The organism is Flagellimonas sp., assembly GCF_965601775.1.
GTDB lineage: Bacteria > Bacteroidota > Bacteroidia > Flavobacteriales > Flavobacteriaceae > Flagellimonas.
The window spans coordinates 1339686-1354911 of the sequence record NZ_OZ271837.1 but is presented as its reverse complement, the minus strand read 5'-3'; the positions used below and the strand labels follow the sequence as shown (position 1 = coordinate 1354911).

The following is a 15226-nucleotide window of genomic DNA, read 5'->3' as shown; positions in this document are numbered from 1 at the left end:
ACGGTAGTAAAAAAGTTTCTATGAAAGGCATCATTAAATACCACCTAATTTGTCTTATTTCAATTCTATATGTTGGCTGTGGCGAAAAGGACCAAAGAACCTATCCACAAAAAGTACCATTGACCGAATCGGTTTATGCTTCCGCTACAATCCAACCCGATAGCCTATATGAGGCTTATTCCTCTGTTTCGGGAATTTTGGATTACAACTTGGCGGAAGAGGGCCAAAGGGTTAGAAAAGACCAGGCTATTGTCCAAATAGGTAATTTGGAAATGGAGTTGAACAAGCAGAATATTCAGTTATCCTTGAGATTGGCACGCAATAATTATGAAGGTGAGGCAGCTGTTTTAAGGGAAGTCCAAGACGAAATCAAAACCGCTCTGCTACAGCTCAAAAACGACTCAATAAACTACTTCAGACAAAAAAATCTATGGGAGCAAAATATCGGTTCCAAAATTGAATTTGATAATCGGCAATTGGCCTATGAACTTTCACAAAATACCCTAAGATTATTAAAAAGGAAATATGCGCGAACGCAAAATGAATTGTCCACACAGGTATTGCAAGCCGAAAATGATGTTCGGGCCGCTCGCAAGATTTCAAAGGATTTTACCATTGCTAGTAAGATTGAGGGTACCGTCTATGCTCTATACAAGAACCCGGGAGAAATAGTAAGCACAAATGAGCCAGTAGCTGCTATAGGTCATAGCGATAGGTTTCTTATCGAACTGTTGGTTGATGAGGTCGATATCGTGAAATTGGATTTAGGCCAAAAAACTTGGATTCTCTTGGATGCTTATGGGGACGAGGTTTTTGAGGCGAAACTATCAAAAATCTACCCTAGAAAAGATGAAAGGTCACAGACATTCAAGGTGGAGGCAACATTTACATCACCTCCTAAAAAACTCTACCCCGGATTATCGGGTGAAGCAAATATTGTTATCGCGGAAAAGGACGAGACTTTAACGATAAAAAAGGAATATCTCTTAGATGGCGATAAAGTGCTAACAGACGAAGGTGAGGTGTCAGTGAAAATTGGCATACAGAGCTTGGATAAGGTAGAGATACTGAGTGGAATTGACGAGAACACTGCTTTATTAAAGCCTAATCGATGATTAACTGGAAAGTAATTTTAGAAATTGCCAAAACCCATTTGGTTACCAAGAAGAAGTCAACCATTACGGCAACTCTAGGGGTTACTTTCGGTATCGGTGCTTACATCACTTTAGTAAGTTTTATGACCGGTCTCAATGGATTGCTTGATGACCTAATCCTAAACCAAACACCCCATGTTCATATTTACAACGAAATAAAGCCCTCAGAAAAACAGCCCATCACGTTAATTGGAGATTTGGATGAAGCCTTCCATATGGTACACTCCGTAAAACCAAAACAAGGTCAGCGAAAAATACACAATGCTTTACCCATATTGAACTACTTGCGGAGGGATGAAAATGTTAGAGGGGCAACGCCTCAGTTGCAGGCTCAAATATTTTATCTATCAGGATCTATTGAATTGGGAGGAAATCTTGTGGGTGTCGACATTATGGAAGAGGTGCGACTTTCCAACATAAGGGATAACATAGTGGAAGGAAGTCCGGAAGCACTAAAAAATTCGGATAATGGAATCCTTTTGGGAGCCGGCCTTGCAAAAAAAATGTCACTTTCCACTGGAGACAGAATACAGGTCAGTACCACCGAGGGAAACATATTTCCACTTAAGATTGTGGGTATCTATCAAAGCGGAATAGCGGAAATAGACAATATTCAAAGCTTTGCTAAGCTAAAAACCGTCCAACGGGTACTGGGCGAAGCGGAAAACTATATAACCGATATCAATATCAAGCTTTTACAGATTGATGAAGCGGAAGAAATGGCTAATCGCTTGGAGAGACAATTTGATATTGAAGCTATCGATATTAATGAAGCAAATGCACAGTTTGAAACAGGTTCAAACATTAGAAACCTTATTACGTATGCGGTATCCATTACCCTTTTGATTGTGGCAGGATTTGGCATCTACAATATTTTGAATATGCTGATTTACGAAAAAATGAAGGACATAGCCATATTGAAGGCTACGGGTTTTTCAGGACGCGATGTCAAGTACATTTTTATGAGCCAAGCCATAATAATTGGTTTTATCGGAGGGGTATTGGGTTTGGGCATTGGGTTTATCTTAACAAAGCTCATTGACAGAGCACCTTTTGAGACTGAGGCCTTGCCCACGATTACTACGTACCCTGTGAATTACAAGATGGCGTACTATATGATAGGATTCTTTTTTGCCTTACTGTCCACAATTATTGCAGGGTATTTACCATCACAAAAAGCAGGTCGTATTGATCCTGTTCGAATTATACGAGGAACATAAATAAGCTGGCATGGGCCTTATTCTGGAAGCTAAAAAAATAAACAAGCACTTTTACAAACCTGAGGATTTTCATGTACTAAAGGACATTTCATTCGGTATTGAAGCAGGCGAATTTGTATCAATTATGGGGAAATCAGGTTCGGGTAAATCCACGCTCCTTTACATTCTTTCCACAATGGATACCGACTATTCGGGTTCGCTGTACTTGAATGGGGGCTTGGTTACGGGGAAAGAGCATCAAGAGCTCTCCCGGATACGTAATAAAAGTATCGGTTTCGTATTTCAATTTCACTATTTGTTATCTGAGTTCAGCGTTCTTGAAAATGTCATGCTCCCTGCGAAAAAACTTGCCGAAAAATCATACGAAGAAATAGAACACGATGCTATTGAAAAGCTAAATATGCTCCATATTGGACATTTGGCCAGAAAAAGGGCTTCTAGGATTTCTGGAGGGGAAAAGCAACGTGTGGCCATAGCGCGGGCATTAATAAACAATCCCACCATTCTAATGGGAGATGAACCAACAGGTAACTTGGACAGTTTTAACGCGGAAAATGTATTTCAGATTTTTAAACAATTAAAAGAGGAGCAGGCACTTTCTCTTTTGGTTGTTACACATGACGGTGACTTTGCAAAACGAACGGACCGTATCATCCGAATGGAAGATGGACGTATTGTAGATCAATAAATCCAATACTTATAGACTACCTGTTCAATTCATGGTTTGTTCCTTTAAAGTATCATTGGAATCTTGACCATACATTTCAAGGATACTTTTTTTGTTAAAAACTAGTAAGGGAATGGATATTTTGCCCTCTATGGTCTCAACGGTATCCTTGCAAAAAAGTCTATCAAAGAAAGAAGGTTGTTCGCGTTCCATCATCACCAACATTTCAGGGATTTCTTCTTGTATACTATTATGAATCCCAGATTCTACATCATCTGCATATTCAATTGAGAAAATGATTTCGGGATAATCTATCTTTTTCATTACCTCTTCTTTGAATACTTCCATTTTGTTCTCAACATTCACCTCCGTTTTTAGGGGAATGTGAAAGACTTTTATCAATGCCCTATAAGATTCTACCAACTTTGCCACTCGCTTAAGGGCAAAGACATCGGTAGGTTCAAAATCCGTTGCGTAGAGCACGGTGGAAATATCATGAAGGTAATAGTCATCTGGTAGAATCAGCAAAGGGGATTTGAGTTTATCCATTAAATTCTTGGCTATGTTTCCTGTGAAGAATCCTCTTAGCGATTTTGTGCTTTTCACCCCGACTATGACCAAATCGGCTTTGATGTCTTGAGCGGTTTTCAAAATAGCTTTCGAAATATTAGTGCTTTTCACTGCATGAAACTCCGCATCCATAGCTCCCAGCTCGTTCTTCAATTGTTCCTTGCAATACTGTTTAAGTACTTCAAGTTGATCTAAAAAATAGTTTTTTTCCAAAACACCTCTTGACCTGACATTAGCCGTAGTAAAAGACCGTAGGTCGTACACATGTAGCACATGGAAACTGGCTTTTAGCACTCGGCTCAACCTATGTGCGTATTTTAAAGCTTCTTCGGTATTTGGGTTACAATCTGTGGCATAGAGTAATGTTTTCATAACATTTGTCTTTTGATTTTGATAAAGTTATTTCATAGGAATCCCATGGCAAATGACCTAAATCAGGGTTATAAGATTTAAGAGCATAATCTGTTATTATGTACCCAAGAAATAAGGGAGACTGAGATAAATCTCATGGCCGTTACTCAACTTTATAGTGTATTATTTTGCAGTTGAAGTACTCAAAGTCTCCTTCTTTTAGGTTCCACGTAGCATTTAGTTCTGTAGGAACTAGAAGCCCAGCCTTTTGTTCATAACCCATAATTTTTCCTGTAAATTTTTCAATTGAATCTCCTCTATACCTGCTAGTAACAAATCGATTTATCAAACCATTTTCATCAAAATAGAATACCCCTTCTATAGAAGTATGGTTTTGTACTATTGTGGCTTTGACGGATGTCTCATCAATAATTTCCCAAGAAATATCTTTGTTAAGAAAACCTACGGGGTATAAGACAAGTTCCCCTAGGCATCTACCTAAGGCACTTTGGTGGGTTTTCGGGGAGTGTTCTGAAGCCAAAGAAAGATACCCAAGAAAACTTACATTGGTCTCCCCCTCACCGGCAATACTTTTGTCCATTACAAAAATGGGGAAGCTTCGCGCTGCCCAAACAAAGCCTAGGGGTTTTGCTGACATAAACTGTTTGGCGGTAAAGGCCATCCAGCGTTTATTTTTTTCTTGTCTAATATTTCCTGATTGTTTGATGATGGCATGACAATCCTTGCATTTTCCCAAGACCCCAACTTTCAACACATATTGCCTTACGATTTGTGGTAAATGCCGCAGGTCCTCTTGGCTGACTAACTTTTCAGTGTTACCACTGAGATTGAAAAGAAATTCGGCTTGTTTGTTTACTCGTTTATTGAAGCGGTAATACGCATAGAAAATTGAACCAGGCAGCAGAAAAACAAATAAAATAAACAAGAGGATATAAAAAGAACTGGTTTGGGAAGTTAAAAATGTCATTGGACAAGGGTTTTATCAATTATAAAAGTGTAGGGTAAATATTCTAGGAATATCAAAAGCACATAATTTTCCGATTAGACCCGCAAATCATTCTTTGTCCAAATTAGTTCGGTTGGGGTTGAAGAACAATGATTTTGGTCAGCTGTTATTCATAGAATTCCTCCTATTGCCTTTCGATGCATGAACTGATCGAGCTGAGCTTGATGTCAAGCAGGCCAGGAGGTTTTAAATGACGTGAATCATTTCACAAAGAACTGATTGACAATACATTTACGGGCATTCTTAAAAACTAAACACATGAGAACACTAACTTTTTTGTTACCGCTACTTTGCGCTATGTTTTCTTTTGGTCAAACTGAGAAAACAGGAGATATCTTAATTGACAACCCCCAGACGGATGATACGTATCGTGCTGGGGAGAGCATCAAGGTGAATTCAATTGTCCAAGGGGACTTAGTTATAGCAGGAGGAAACCTTGTAATCAATGACAGTATCCATGGTGACCTAATTGCAGCTGGGGGTGAACTATATGTAAATGGTTATATCTCAGATGATGTGCGACTTGCTGTGGGTAGAGTGACCATTAATTCGGAAATACAAGACGATTTAATCGTTTTTGGCGGTGAAGTAATCGTCACGGAAAACGCCAAAATCAACGGGAACCTTAAATGTTTTGGGGGTAATGTTGAAATGAATGGTGAGGTAATAGGGAGAGCCGAGATAAAAGGCGAAGATGTAAGTATCAACGGAACATTCTATGAAACATCAAAAATAATAGGGAAGGATTTCACTATTGGGCCTAGTGCAAAGTTCCACTCCAATGTAGAATATTGGACCAGTGAAGGTGAAATTGACTTTAGACAAGCGCTTGTCAATGCAGAAGCCAGTTTTGATGAAAAATTGGGAGAGGAAAAATCAAATCTATCCGCTACCACTTTTGGAACAAAATCTCTATCCTTATGGGTGTTCTACATTCTATCGGCCTTTCTAGTTATTCTCATTCTACATTCACTTTTTAGAAATACATTTTCAGAAGCTGTTGAGGGATTGGAAAAAAATTGGTTTAAAAGCTTTGGTGTTGGATTGATATATCTCTTCGGTATTCCATTATTGATCATCATAGCTTTCTTAATGATTATTGGAATTCCTATTGGACTTTTCGCAACGGGTATTTTTCTATTCAGTCTTCTTTTTGGTCATTTAATAGCCGCACTTCTGTTGGTTTATTACTTCAAGTACAAAAAAGCAAAAAAATGGAATTTTTGGAGTATAACCTTCCTAGCCTTATGCGTAGCGATTGTACTTCGGTTGTTCACTATGTTACCTTATGTGGGAATATTACTTTCAGTGGTTATCCTTTCTATTACTTACGGTGCCCTTACTTTGAACGTAATCAACTTCAAAGTGGTACCGGTTAAAGGTTAGACTAGTCCTTTGGCTTATTATTTAGGTTATGTAAAAAGTACTTTAATCAAGATTAAAAGTATTACCCCCATAATTAAAATGATTTAAGAGTATAGAATAACTAAAATGATGGCTTAATGTAGGACACTAGAAAGGGTATGAAAAACTTTATCACCAAGTTATCGACCAATACGGCCGCTATAATTGTAGGAATTGCATTTATAAGCTCCATCATATTTGTGGTACTGGTAGACGATTTTCTTTTGGCAAATTTTGTGGTGCCTGGAGATATCGAAGTGCTAGTTAAAGATATCAAAGCTAGTAAAAAGCTTTTCCGTTATGCTGTCATGGGTTATATGGTTGTACTTGTGTTGGATTGCATTATTGGTCTCTCTCTTTACGTGGTTCTAAAACCCGCCAATAAAAAGCTAGCTTGGTACACAGCTGCTTTAAGATTGCTATACGCCGGATTATTGATGATCGGGTTGTTCGCCCTTTTTTTTCAAATCATCGATGCTTATGGCTATGAGTCCATAAAACTTCTTGGATACCTTTTTTTTGCGGCACATATCCTTGTACTTGGTTATTCGGTTGTCAAGTCAGTATATATCCCGAAAAGCCTTGGTATCTTGTTGCTATTGGCATCGCTTGCTTATATTGTATTCTTTGTAGATCTACATCTTCCAGAATCATTTAATGTAATGGTAATGCTGACAATGCTCATTGCAGAACTTTCACTAAGTGTCTGGCTTATTGTGAAACGAAATAGATTGCCTGAAAGTTGATTTTAGGGGAGTTGTAATTGAGGTTGAAGCTCTTTCCTCAGGCATTTTAGGGAAGTTATGCTGATTTGAATCAATTATAAAAAGTTTAGGGTATCACCCTAGTTGTATCTGCCAAAAAAATCCAATATTTCTTTGTTGATTCTTTCGGTCTCTAAAATCATCAGACCATGCCCTGTATTCGGAATCATAATCGTCTTTAGTTCTGGCTTTACCGTATTGAGATGACGAATTGCTTTTTTTGCTGAGTATATATATTCATTTTCTCCCACAATAAAAAGGGTAGGGATTTGCAGGTTTTCCCAGTCGTCTTTTTTGAGAACAGTTGGGGGTACAAACTTTTTTCGTTCAAAACTTGCATTACAAAGTAATAGCTCTTCAATCATTTCATCTATCACTTTCCGAGTTTCCTCGCTGCACTTTACCACATTATCATAGGACCAATATATGTAGTCTTTGATAACTTTCCGTGTAGAGAAAAAATACTGAACTACTGCACGGAATATGGCTTTGAACCTTCCGGATAGTACGGTATTTGATGGTGATATGATAACCAGCTTGTTCAATTTTTCAGGATGAGAAATAGCGTAAAGTGTGGAATACCATGCACCGTAGGAATAACTTACCAAATTGATGTTGCTCAGCCCAAGGTTCGTAAACAGCTCATTCAGCCATTTCACAAAATCATTTGGCTTTCTTAACGGTCGAGAAGATACGCTTCGCCCAAAATCAAATATGGGGTCTGGAGCGAATACACGATAGTTTTCAGATAGTTTTTTGATGTTTCTTGCCCAGGATAATGAATTTTCGGTATCTCCTGGGATTAAAACCATTGTCGCTCCATCTTCCGGTCCACTTACCCTTACATAAGTTGAGCCATACCTTGTTGAAATCAACTTGGAATCAAAGGGTACTGGCCATTTTATTGATTTTGCATCATAGTATTTCAAATACTTGATCTTTGCCTCTTTTGATTTAAAGGGATGATACGATGATGAACGGCTATTTTTTTTTGTACCCATTCTCTATATAGGTTATTGATAGATTTCGTTAAAAGCTATGTGCGAAAGGTCACTCGCTATGAAACTTTCAGAACCAATTTTCCTAATTTTTTCCCTGAAAATAGCCTCAGAAATGCGCTGTGGAAATTTTCTATTCCTTCAACAATGAACTCTTTGGACTTTAATTTTTCCTCCATAAGCCATTTCCCTAAATGTTGATATGCAGTACCGTAGTCCTTAGCATAATCTATTACAACAAACCCCTCCATTCTTGCCCTTTCGGTAAGCAAACGGTAATAATTCGAAGGTCCTTTGAACTTCTTGCTATTGTATTGGGAAATTGCACCACAGATAACAATACGTGCATTCCTATTTATATGGGTAAGGGCAGTATCGAGTATGTCACCTCCTACATTGTCAAAATAGATATCAATCCCATCTGGGCATAATTCGTTTATTCTTGTTCTTATATCCTCATTTTTATAATCAATGGCACCATCAAACCCCAGCTCATTCACTATGTAACTGCATTTTTCTTTTCCTCCTGCTATGCCCACGACACGACAACCCTTGATTTTCCCTATTTGACCGACCAAACTTCCAACTGCACCGGCTGCCCCCGAAACCAAAACGGTTTCTCCTTCTTTTGGCTGGCCTATGTCCAACAATCCAAAATACGCTGTACGTCCTGTCAACCCCAATACACTGAGATATTTGGGCAAAGGAGCTCTGTCTGGATGGACTTGCACCCAATTTTGCCCATTTGTCACTACATATTGGTGCACACCACTCAGACCCGCGAAGTGGTCACCTACTTTCATATTCGGATTCTTGGATTCGATTACTTTCCCCACGCAGGCAGCACGCATCACAGCACCAATTGGTACTGGAGGCAAATATGATTCTTTATCCGTGATCCAACCGCGCATGGCAGGGTCAATGGATACATATTCCGTTTTAATCAAAACTTCACCTTTCTTAATAGTTGGAACAGGCCGCTCGTCTAGTTGCCACGTTGATTCCTCCGGTAAGCCTTCCGGTCTTTTGGCCAATAGTATTCGTTTGTTCATGACTTTAGTTCTTAAATGTTGAGTTCTTTTTTCAAAATATTTCTGAACCGGGTCGCACTTAAATAATGGTCATCCAGTAATTGGCCATCGCGTAATAGATTGAAAACCCCAAAGCCTGAAGGTGCCATTTTAGCTTCATCTACGGTTTCAATTTTAGACACTTTTAAATCTACCCCATGGTCAACAGCAACATTGATTATGGCAGCCACTGATTTTTCACTCCAGGGACACTGGTCTGCATAGCTCAAATGCCAACCCTTATATTTTTTTTGTTGGCTTGTCCAGTTATGAAACTTTGGCTTTTTAGCATTATTGTTCCAAGTTTTCGATAGCAGCTCAAACCGATCTTTCGTTTCAATTTGCTGAAAGCCGTTTTTCTCAAAAAGGGTTTTGTTGGCCAGCCAGCCACCTTTACTGGTTATTACACAGACACCGTCAAGTCCTAAGGCTTTTGCCTTTTTTTCAGCGTCCTTAATGAGCATTGAGCCATACCCCCTGTTTCGTTCCCTTTTTGAATAAATGTAGGTGCAATGGATGAACATATGGTTGTCGGCATCTATGGGGCGCCACGCATTTTTCGCTGGGACGTATTCAATAAATCCAATCATCTTGCCTTCATCATTTTTTAGGATTTTTATCCGAAGCCCTTCTTTGTGGCGCTTTTCAAACCACTTGACCTTATCCTTAAATCCCTGTCTTTTGGTGTCCTTTATGCAAAAGAAGGTTTCCTTTACTGCATTTTCTGGTGTTACTGCTACCAATTTCATAGTCTTTCCTTTATAGTTTCTATCATTTTTGTAGTAAGAATAATGGGTATATCCCAAGCTTCTTTTATCTTCCCATCCACGATACACCAGATGACAACCGCTTCAATCTTTATTGACTTACCTTCCAGAGTCATTGAATCTTTAACCAGTGTGACAACTAGTTGATCACCAAGGGGGGTCGTGGTTATAGGATTGACCTGAAAGGAACCACTTGTGCGCATTCCTATTTTTTTAAAGAAGTCCATCAAACCAGAGAATCCAAAGTATTCTCCTTCCAACTCAGGTAGTTCAGGATTAATATAATGCCAGACGAAATCTTCCGCCAAAACTCCAGATGCTGAACTCGGGTTTGTAGGATTGAACTGTTTTAAAATGCTGATATTTGGATGTTCTTTGTTCATCTTATTATTTTTTTAAGTTGTGACCTCAACCAGAACCTGATCTATGGGCCTTCTCATTGTTTTTGGCATTTCTGGTCCATATCCAAAGCGCACCAGTAAATCGGTTCGGCGATTGCCGATATTCAAATAGTCTGCAAATTGAGATCTTACATGGGGTACTTCAACGGGTTGGTTTATAAATGCATGCTTTAAGCCCAAAACGGTTGCCTGTAGGGCAAAACGCTGATAGCTTCTTCCAGCCTTGATCCAATGTTCAACATTATCCTGCTCGGAAATGAAGGCCATTACGCCGGCAGAGCTTCGTAGATGTTCAATGTATTTATTATTTTCAGCTTTTTCGGTAAAGGCTATATTGAAGATTAAGTCTCCAAACCAGTTGGGTGCTGTGGGATTACCCGATGTTGCCGAGAAAAGACCGTCGCCATATTTGAGCGCTGAAGACGCATTAAACCGTATCCACTTTTTAAGTTCGCCCATGAATGCTTCATCCTGCATTTGGGCCATGTTTCCTTCTACAACATATTCCAGAATGATTTCCATATTTTGTTTATCAGTAAACACTTTTGTGGATATCCCCTCATCTTGGGCGGACATTTCCAATAACTTAAGCTTGTCGGCAGCTACCTTTTTTCCATCATAAGAGACTTTTGTGCATTGCCTGTAGGGTATGGCCTGAAACAATTCGGTTCTTTCAATTGATATGGGTTCAAAATCTATTTTGATCACATCACTTGAATTATTCCATACCGAAACGTTGGCCTTCAACCCAAACGCTTTGGCCGCATGCACTATGTTCTCTGCAGCACATCCAAGACTCGCGTACAGATGATGGTCGTCTGGGTCAACAACCGGACATTTACGATCAAAATCGGGGGATATGGTAATTCTACGGTTTCTTATTTTGAAGAGCCAAGGCTGCGTGTTATGACTATTGGCCGCCAAAGTGGCATACCTTACCAATTCTCTCAGCACATCTTTATTCGATCCGGAAAATTTGTTTGAATGACTCCAAATATTGGCAGATTGCCTATCGTACCGAGCCATTTGATAAGTGTTACTAAGGATATAAGTTGATCCTCCAACGGCTGCAACACCTATTCCAGCAAGGGTCATGAATTTTCGTCTTTTCACAATCGTAGTTTTTCATCATAAGGCTAAAAATGCCAACCTAGCTTAAGTGAGATTTCAGGTATTGCAAATGGTGTTTCATATGTGCTTTGATCTACCCTTACTTCTTTATCACCCGCAATCCTGAAATGTACCGCTGCCCAAGGGTTCAAATAAAAATTTTTATGAAATTTCCATACATATCCACCTCCTAGAGTAAATATGAAATTGTTGTATTCTGCCGTTTCCAATTGGGCATCTGTCTGTATATTGGCATCCCAATACTCCAAACCAGGCCCAATCCACCAACCTTTGAAGCCGGATTCAAAAAAGTAATCCACAATCGCAGCGTAGACTTTCATTTTATTATTGGTAAAACCATCTTCCAGAATAAAGCTTGGAGTCTCGATTTTTGTGATTACCGCCCTATATCTAAAATGATTATGACCGACCCAGGCTGAACCATAATACCCTTCGAATATGTATGGCACTGCATCCAGCTCAAACCCCACAGTTGTTCTTAATATTTGCTCATTAGCATCTTGTCCGTACGCAATAATCGAAAACAAAAAAGAAAAAAAGAATGCATGAAATTTCATGATTTTTAGGTTTTTTGACCCCTAAAAGTATTTTCAAAGACTCTGGTCTACAATGATATGTATCAGTTTGTTAAGTACTAGACCGCTGCAAGACCTTATAATACGAACTATTTACTTTCTTAAGGAAGATTTCTATCTAATGGAATTTTTACTTCTTCGGTTTTCTGCATATTGGTCAGATTGAATATGTGCAATGTAAGTGCCATTTATTAAGGCTAAATGGATTATTCAACCATTCGATATTGCATTAATTTGTAATAATGGTAAAAACCTAAATTATACCTTTACAATCAATGGATATCAGTATGTCTCTCTTCATCTTGCCAGCTGTGTGTTTAGCAATTTCTGGCACCTGAGTCGGCACCTCTTTTAGGATTAATTTTTTTGCGATGTCATGTAATTCTGGAACATCTAAATGGTGTAGATTGTCTAGATATGTTCTTATTAAACTATTTAGCGTGCCCAGATGTTTTCCTCGATACCTATATTGGAGACGCAGGTCTCGAACAGTGAAATCCTCACAACTGTTATCAATGTATTCCAAATAAATGTTATTTGAGGAGCCTGTTAAACTTTGGGCATCTGTTCTAAAAGAGTAGCGCGAATTAAATGACTTGAAATATGGATTGTTGTGGGTAGTAATGCAAAAGTCCTTATCCCCCTTTTCTCTAGAATTACAATCCGTACAGCTTGGGATTAAGTTAAAGAAAGACAGACCAAAAAATGGATTATGTAATCGAGCATAAAAATGATCAATATCAAGATATGCTTTAAGGTTAACACCAGAATCTTCGCTTATGTCAACAATTGAAATGGTATTGTCATTGCAATAAGGACATGTCACGGAGTTGAAACCTAAATGATAATATAGTTTCGCACAAAACGCACTCCTTCTAAAACTTTCATAGTTGAATATTTTTTTTGAAATGAGCTTGTTGAATTTAGTGGCAACAAATCTCCCTTTATGAACTTCTATAAGGTCTTCCTTTTCTAGAATTGACATTATTGTTTCTTTAAGAGAAAAGAGCTCATTTGGAGGAGCTATAATTAATCGCTTTAGGAATTGGTGGTTGTTTTCACGGAGGAGGTTTATAAACGCAACATGTCTATCTAGTCTTGTTTGATTTTGATCGGCGAATTTTTCGAAATATTCTTTACTGTTTACAAAAAATTCTGCTTTTTCAGTCCGTTTTACGATTGAGCTATAATGAAGTTGACCACCTTTGTTTCGCTTATTTAAAAATTTCCAGAGGAATAATGCAGCAAGTGATAGCTTTCTGTCAGGATTGTAACAGTTTAATTGTTCTTGAATTGAAATCAATTTGAAAGCCTATTTATTAAATACCCCCTAATTACCTCGTCTCCAATTAATTCAATAGATGCTCTTATTTGTTCCAATTGTTTTTCGTTTTTAGCATTCTCTATAGCTTTTTCAATATTTATAATAGTCTTTTCAGCAAATGAACTCATGCGTTTTTCTCCCAGAAACAAAGGTTCTGAAAAAAGACTATAAAGGTTGCCCGCAAAAGTCTCTTTAAAAAGATCTACTCCATCGATTACCTTTTGACCTCCAGAGTTTTCTAGTACTAGCAAACATTGTCTGGGAAGATTAGAAATAAGAAATGGAGAATGTGAAGAAATTATAAATTGATATTGGCCACTATACATGCGAGGGATAATACTAATCATTTTTTCAAAAAACTCCGTTTGCCAGCTTGGGTGAAGATATAAATCGGCCTCATCGAAACATATAAGAGTATTGCTGTTATTCCAGGTTAAAGCATCATAAACCAAAGAAAACAGATTCAAATATGCTTTGTGACCTGAACTAATTCCTAACCAATCTATTTCCAACTGATTGCTAATATTAATAGCTCTTGAAAACTGTAATATACTTCTGTTTTCACTGATTCTTTCGGAAAGATTTTGCAAGGGGGCATAATCAAAATAAAAATATTCTACTTGCTTATTTCTAATTCCTTCTGACGATACTTTGATATCTAATTCTGAAATTGGGTATTTTAAGCTGTACAGAAAATTAATGTTTTGGCGATAGAAATCAAATTCATCTTGTATTAACGTATTCTCCTTTTTATATGGTAAATAGTCATACAATAGTCTCAACCAATTTAAAAGATTGTCAATTATTTGATTAGTGGGTAAGGTGTAATTTAAACCACCGTTATTTAGAAAAGTTGTTAGAAGGTCGTCAAAAGGGAAAACACTATCGTCGATGCCTTTAAAATCACGTACTGTGTCCAAAAAAATCGCAAAGACTAATGTGTTATAGAACTTTTTGGATGGCACAGTGTCTCTAAGACGATTTCGTAATACACTCTTAAACGAATTAAACTGCCTCACATGCTCTCCAAAAAGTTTTCTAATGGTTATTGAGTTATATCCACTAGACCAAACTTTGCTTGTTATTCTAACAGCACGAGGTTTAGAGATGTTCAAATCATGGAAATGTTTAGACTCAATGAAATCGACTTGTTTTGAAAAGTCTGATGGACTATTTCTTCGGTATAATGACTTCTTTGAATATCTTTTGTTATTTGAAATATCAACTACGGAATCATCAAATGTCGCCAATCTTTGATCGAACACATTCGAAAAGAAAACAACCTTAAGATTTTTTATTTGGTCCTGATATTTGAAGTATTTTATTTTAATTTTTGAACCTGATAATCTGAATCGGGGAGAACTACCTTTAAAGCTATGGTAGCAATGAAACTCGTCGTTGTTTTCGAATATTAAAAAAAAATCATTTGTGACTAACGACTTTCCTCTCTTCAAACTTTTGCAAATGAGTTCAAGCAGATTACTTTTTCCAGAACCGTTCCTTCCCACCACTCCTGTCACCCCTGTAACTCCTTTACCAAAGAAATTCTCGGGAAGCTTCCGTTCTTCTTGGCAGTATAGAAAATGATCTAAAAATGAATACTTGAATTTAACGGAACTTGAAAAATTGAAACCCTGGTTTTCGAAATCTCTAAACTTTTCAACCCAGAGGAATGACAATTTCATATTTCATATATTATTTCTATAAATTAAGAAATAATTTCCCACAAAACTAAATACCCCCCCTCCTAGAATTTACTTGCAGTAAAAATTAGACTGGGTGGCGATGTAGACTTCGAAATTT

The 15226-nt window shown here is 37.8% G+C and carries 15 protein-coding genes; 5 read left to right on the top strand and 10 right to left on the bottom strand.

The window, feature by feature from the left end:
• Window positions 1-20: 20 nt before the first annotated feature.
• The 3 genes from ACSLUF_RS06395 to ACSLUF_RS06385 are packed head-to-tail and all read left to right on the top strand — an operon-like array spanning window position 21 to window position 3062.
• Entirely contained in the window at window positions 21-1115 is a 1095-nt protein-coding gene (locus ACSLUF_RS06395) for an efflux RND transporter periplasmic adaptor subunit (RefSeq protein WP_435625274.1), read from the top strand.
• Window positions 1112-2374 carry an ABC transporter permease gene (locus ACSLUF_RS06390; protein WP_435625273.1) on the top strand — a complete coding sequence of 421 codons (1263 nt, stop codon included), beginning with the start codon at window positions 1112-1114 and terminating at the stop codon, window positions 2372-2374. The genes ACSLUF_RS06395 and ACSLUF_RS06390 overlap by 4 nt, the downstream gene beginning before the upstream one ends.
• A gap of 10 nt (window positions 2375-2384) precedes the next feature.
• Window positions 2385-3062, top strand: a complete 678-nt coding sequence (locus ACSLUF_RS06385; RefSeq protein WP_435625272.1) for an ABC transporter ATP-binding protein — start codon at window positions 2385-2387, stop codon at window positions 3060-3062.
• Window positions 3063-3086: 24 nt separating this feature from the next.
• Here ACSLUF_RS06385 and ACSLUF_RS06380 read toward each other — a convergent pair whose 3' ends face one another.
• On the bottom strand, window positions 3087-3983 hold the full coding sequence (locus ACSLUF_RS06380) for a universal stress protein (protein WP_435625271.1): 897 nt from the start codon (window positions 3981-3983) through the stop codon (window positions 3087-3089).
• A gap of 142 nt (window positions 3984-4125) precedes the next feature.
• Window positions 4126-4950 carry a DUF6544 family protein gene (locus ACSLUF_RS06375; protein WP_435625270.1) on the bottom strand — a complete coding sequence of 275 codons (825 nt, stop codon included), beginning with the start codon at window positions 4948-4950 and terminating at the stop codon, window positions 4126-4128.
• A gap of 297 nt (window positions 4951-5247) precedes the next feature.
• Between ACSLUF_RS06375 and ACSLUF_RS06370 the strand changes: the two genes are divergently transcribed.
• Both ACSLUF_RS06370 and ACSLUF_RS06365 read left to right on the top strand, forming a co-directional pair.
• Window positions 5248-6375: a hypothetical protein gene (locus ACSLUF_RS06370; protein ID WP_435625269.1), complete on the top strand. Its 1128-nt coding sequence runs from the start codon at window positions 5248-5250 to the stop codon at window positions 6373-6375.
• A gap of 137 nt (window positions 6376-6512) precedes the next feature.
• On the top strand, window positions 6513-7139 hold the full coding sequence (locus tag ACSLUF_RS06365; protein WP_435625268.1) for a DUF4386 domain-containing protein: 627 nt from the start codon (window positions 6513-6515) through the stop codon (window positions 7137-7139).
• A gap of 98 nt (window positions 7140-7237) precedes the next feature.
• On the opposite strand, the gene ACSLUF_RS06360 is transcribed toward ACSLUF_RS06365, so the two are convergent.
• The 8 genes from ACSLUF_RS06360 to ACSLUF_RS06325 form a co-directional block, all read right to left on the bottom strand.
• A complete protein-coding gene (locus tag ACSLUF_RS06360) occupies window positions 7238-8158 on the bottom strand; it encodes an alpha/beta fold hydrolase (protein ID WP_435625267.1) in 921 nt (306 codons plus the stop codon).
• A 56-nt stretch (window positions 8159-8214) separates the two neighbouring features.
• Window positions 8215-9207, bottom strand: coding sequence for an NADP-dependent oxidoreductase (locus ACSLUF_RS06355; protein WP_435625266.1), 993 nt, complete (start codon window positions 9205-9207; stop codon window positions 8215-8217).
• 11 nt (window positions 9208-9218) lie between these two features.
• Entirely contained in the window at window positions 9219-9974 is a 756-nt protein-coding gene (locus tag ACSLUF_RS06350) for a GNAT family N-acetyltransferase (RefSeq protein WP_435625265.1), read from the bottom strand.
• Window positions 9971-10375, bottom strand: a complete 405-nt coding sequence (locus ACSLUF_RS06345) for a nuclear transport factor 2 family protein (RefSeq protein WP_435625264.1) — start codon at window positions 10373-10375, stop codon at window positions 9971-9973. The genes ACSLUF_RS06350 and ACSLUF_RS06345 overlap by 4 nt, the downstream gene beginning before the upstream one ends.
• Before the next feature lie 12 nt (window positions 10376-10387).
• On the bottom strand, window positions 10388-11506 hold the full coding sequence (locus tag ACSLUF_RS06340) for an Acg family FMN-binding oxidoreductase (protein WP_435625263.1): 1119 nt from the start codon (window positions 11504-11506) through the stop codon (window positions 10388-10390).
• 23 nt (window positions 11507-11529) lie between these two features.
• Window positions 11530-12081, bottom strand: coding sequence for a hypothetical protein (locus ACSLUF_RS06335; protein ID WP_435625262.1), 552 nt, complete (start codon window positions 12079-12081; stop codon window positions 11530-11532).
• A 271-nt stretch (window positions 12082-12352) separates the two neighbouring features.
• Window positions 12353-13402 (bottom strand): hypothetical protein, encoded by a 1050-nt coding sequence (locus tag ACSLUF_RS06330; protein WP_435625261.1) that lies wholly within the window; start codon window positions 13400-13402, stop codon window positions 12353-12355.
• A complete protein-coding gene (locus ACSLUF_RS06325) occupies window positions 13399-15108 on the bottom strand; it encodes an AAA family ATPase (protein WP_435625260.1) in 1710 nt (569 codons plus the stop codon). The genes ACSLUF_RS06330 and ACSLUF_RS06325 overlap by 4 nt, the downstream gene beginning before the upstream one ends.
• Window positions 15109-15226 lie beyond the last annotated feature (118 nt).

What these genes read in the sequence shown, in the direction of transcription:
- ACSLUF_RS06350 (WP_435625265.1), bottom strand. Translation starts at nt 9,974, where the DNA reads ATGAAATTGGTAGCAGTAACACCAGAAAATGCAGTAAAGGAAACCTTC.
- ACSLUF_RS06345 (WP_435625264.1), bottom strand. Translation starts at nt 10,375, where the DNA reads ATGAACAAAGAACATCCAAATATCAGCATTTTAAAACAGTTCAATCCT.
- ACSLUF_RS06360 (WP_435625267.1), bottom strand. Translation starts at nt 8,158, where the DNA reads ATGGGTACAAAAAAAAATAGCCGTTCATCATCGTATCATCCCTTTAAA.
- ACSLUF_RS06395 (WP_435625274.1), top strand. Translation starts at nt 21, where the DNA reads ATGAAAGGCATCATTAAATACCACCTAATTTGTCTTATTTCAATTCTA.
- ACSLUF_RS06365 (WP_435625268.1), top strand. Translation starts at nt 6,513, where the DNA reads ATGAAAAACTTTATCACCAAGTTATCGACCAATACGGCCGCTATAATT.
- ACSLUF_RS06325 (WP_435625260.1), bottom strand. Translation starts at nt 15,108, where the DNA reads ATGAAATTGTCATTCCTCTGGGTTGAAAAGTTTAGAGATTTCGAAAAC.
- ACSLUF_RS06355 (WP_435625266.1), bottom strand. Translation starts at nt 9,207, where the DNA reads ATGAACAAACGAATACTATTGGCCAAAAGACCGGAAGGCTTACCGGAG.
- ACSLUF_RS06375 (WP_435625270.1), bottom strand. Translation starts at nt 4,950, where the DNA reads ATGACATTTTTAACTTCCCAAACCAGTTCTTTTTATATCCTCTTGTTT.
- ACSLUF_RS06335 (WP_435625262.1), bottom strand. Translation starts at nt 12,081, where the DNA reads ATGAAATTTCATGCATTCTTTTTTTCTTTTTTGTTTTCGATTATTGCG.
- ACSLUF_RS06390 (WP_435625273.1), top strand. Translation starts at nt 1,112, where the DNA reads ATGATTAACTGGAAAGTAATTTTAGAAATTGCCAAAACCCATTTGGTT.
- ACSLUF_RS06380 (WP_435625271.1), bottom strand. Translation starts at nt 3,983, where the DNA reads ATGAAAACATTACTCTATGCCACAGATTGTAACCCAAATACCGAAGAA.
- ACSLUF_RS06370 (WP_435625269.1), top strand. Translation starts at nt 5,248, where the DNA reads ATGAGAACACTAACTTTTTTGTTACCGCTACTTTGCGCTATGTTTTCT.
- ACSLUF_RS06385 (WP_435625272.1), top strand. Translation starts at nt 2,385, where the DNA reads ATGGGCCTTATTCTGGAAGCTAAAAAAATAAACAAGCACTTTTACAAA.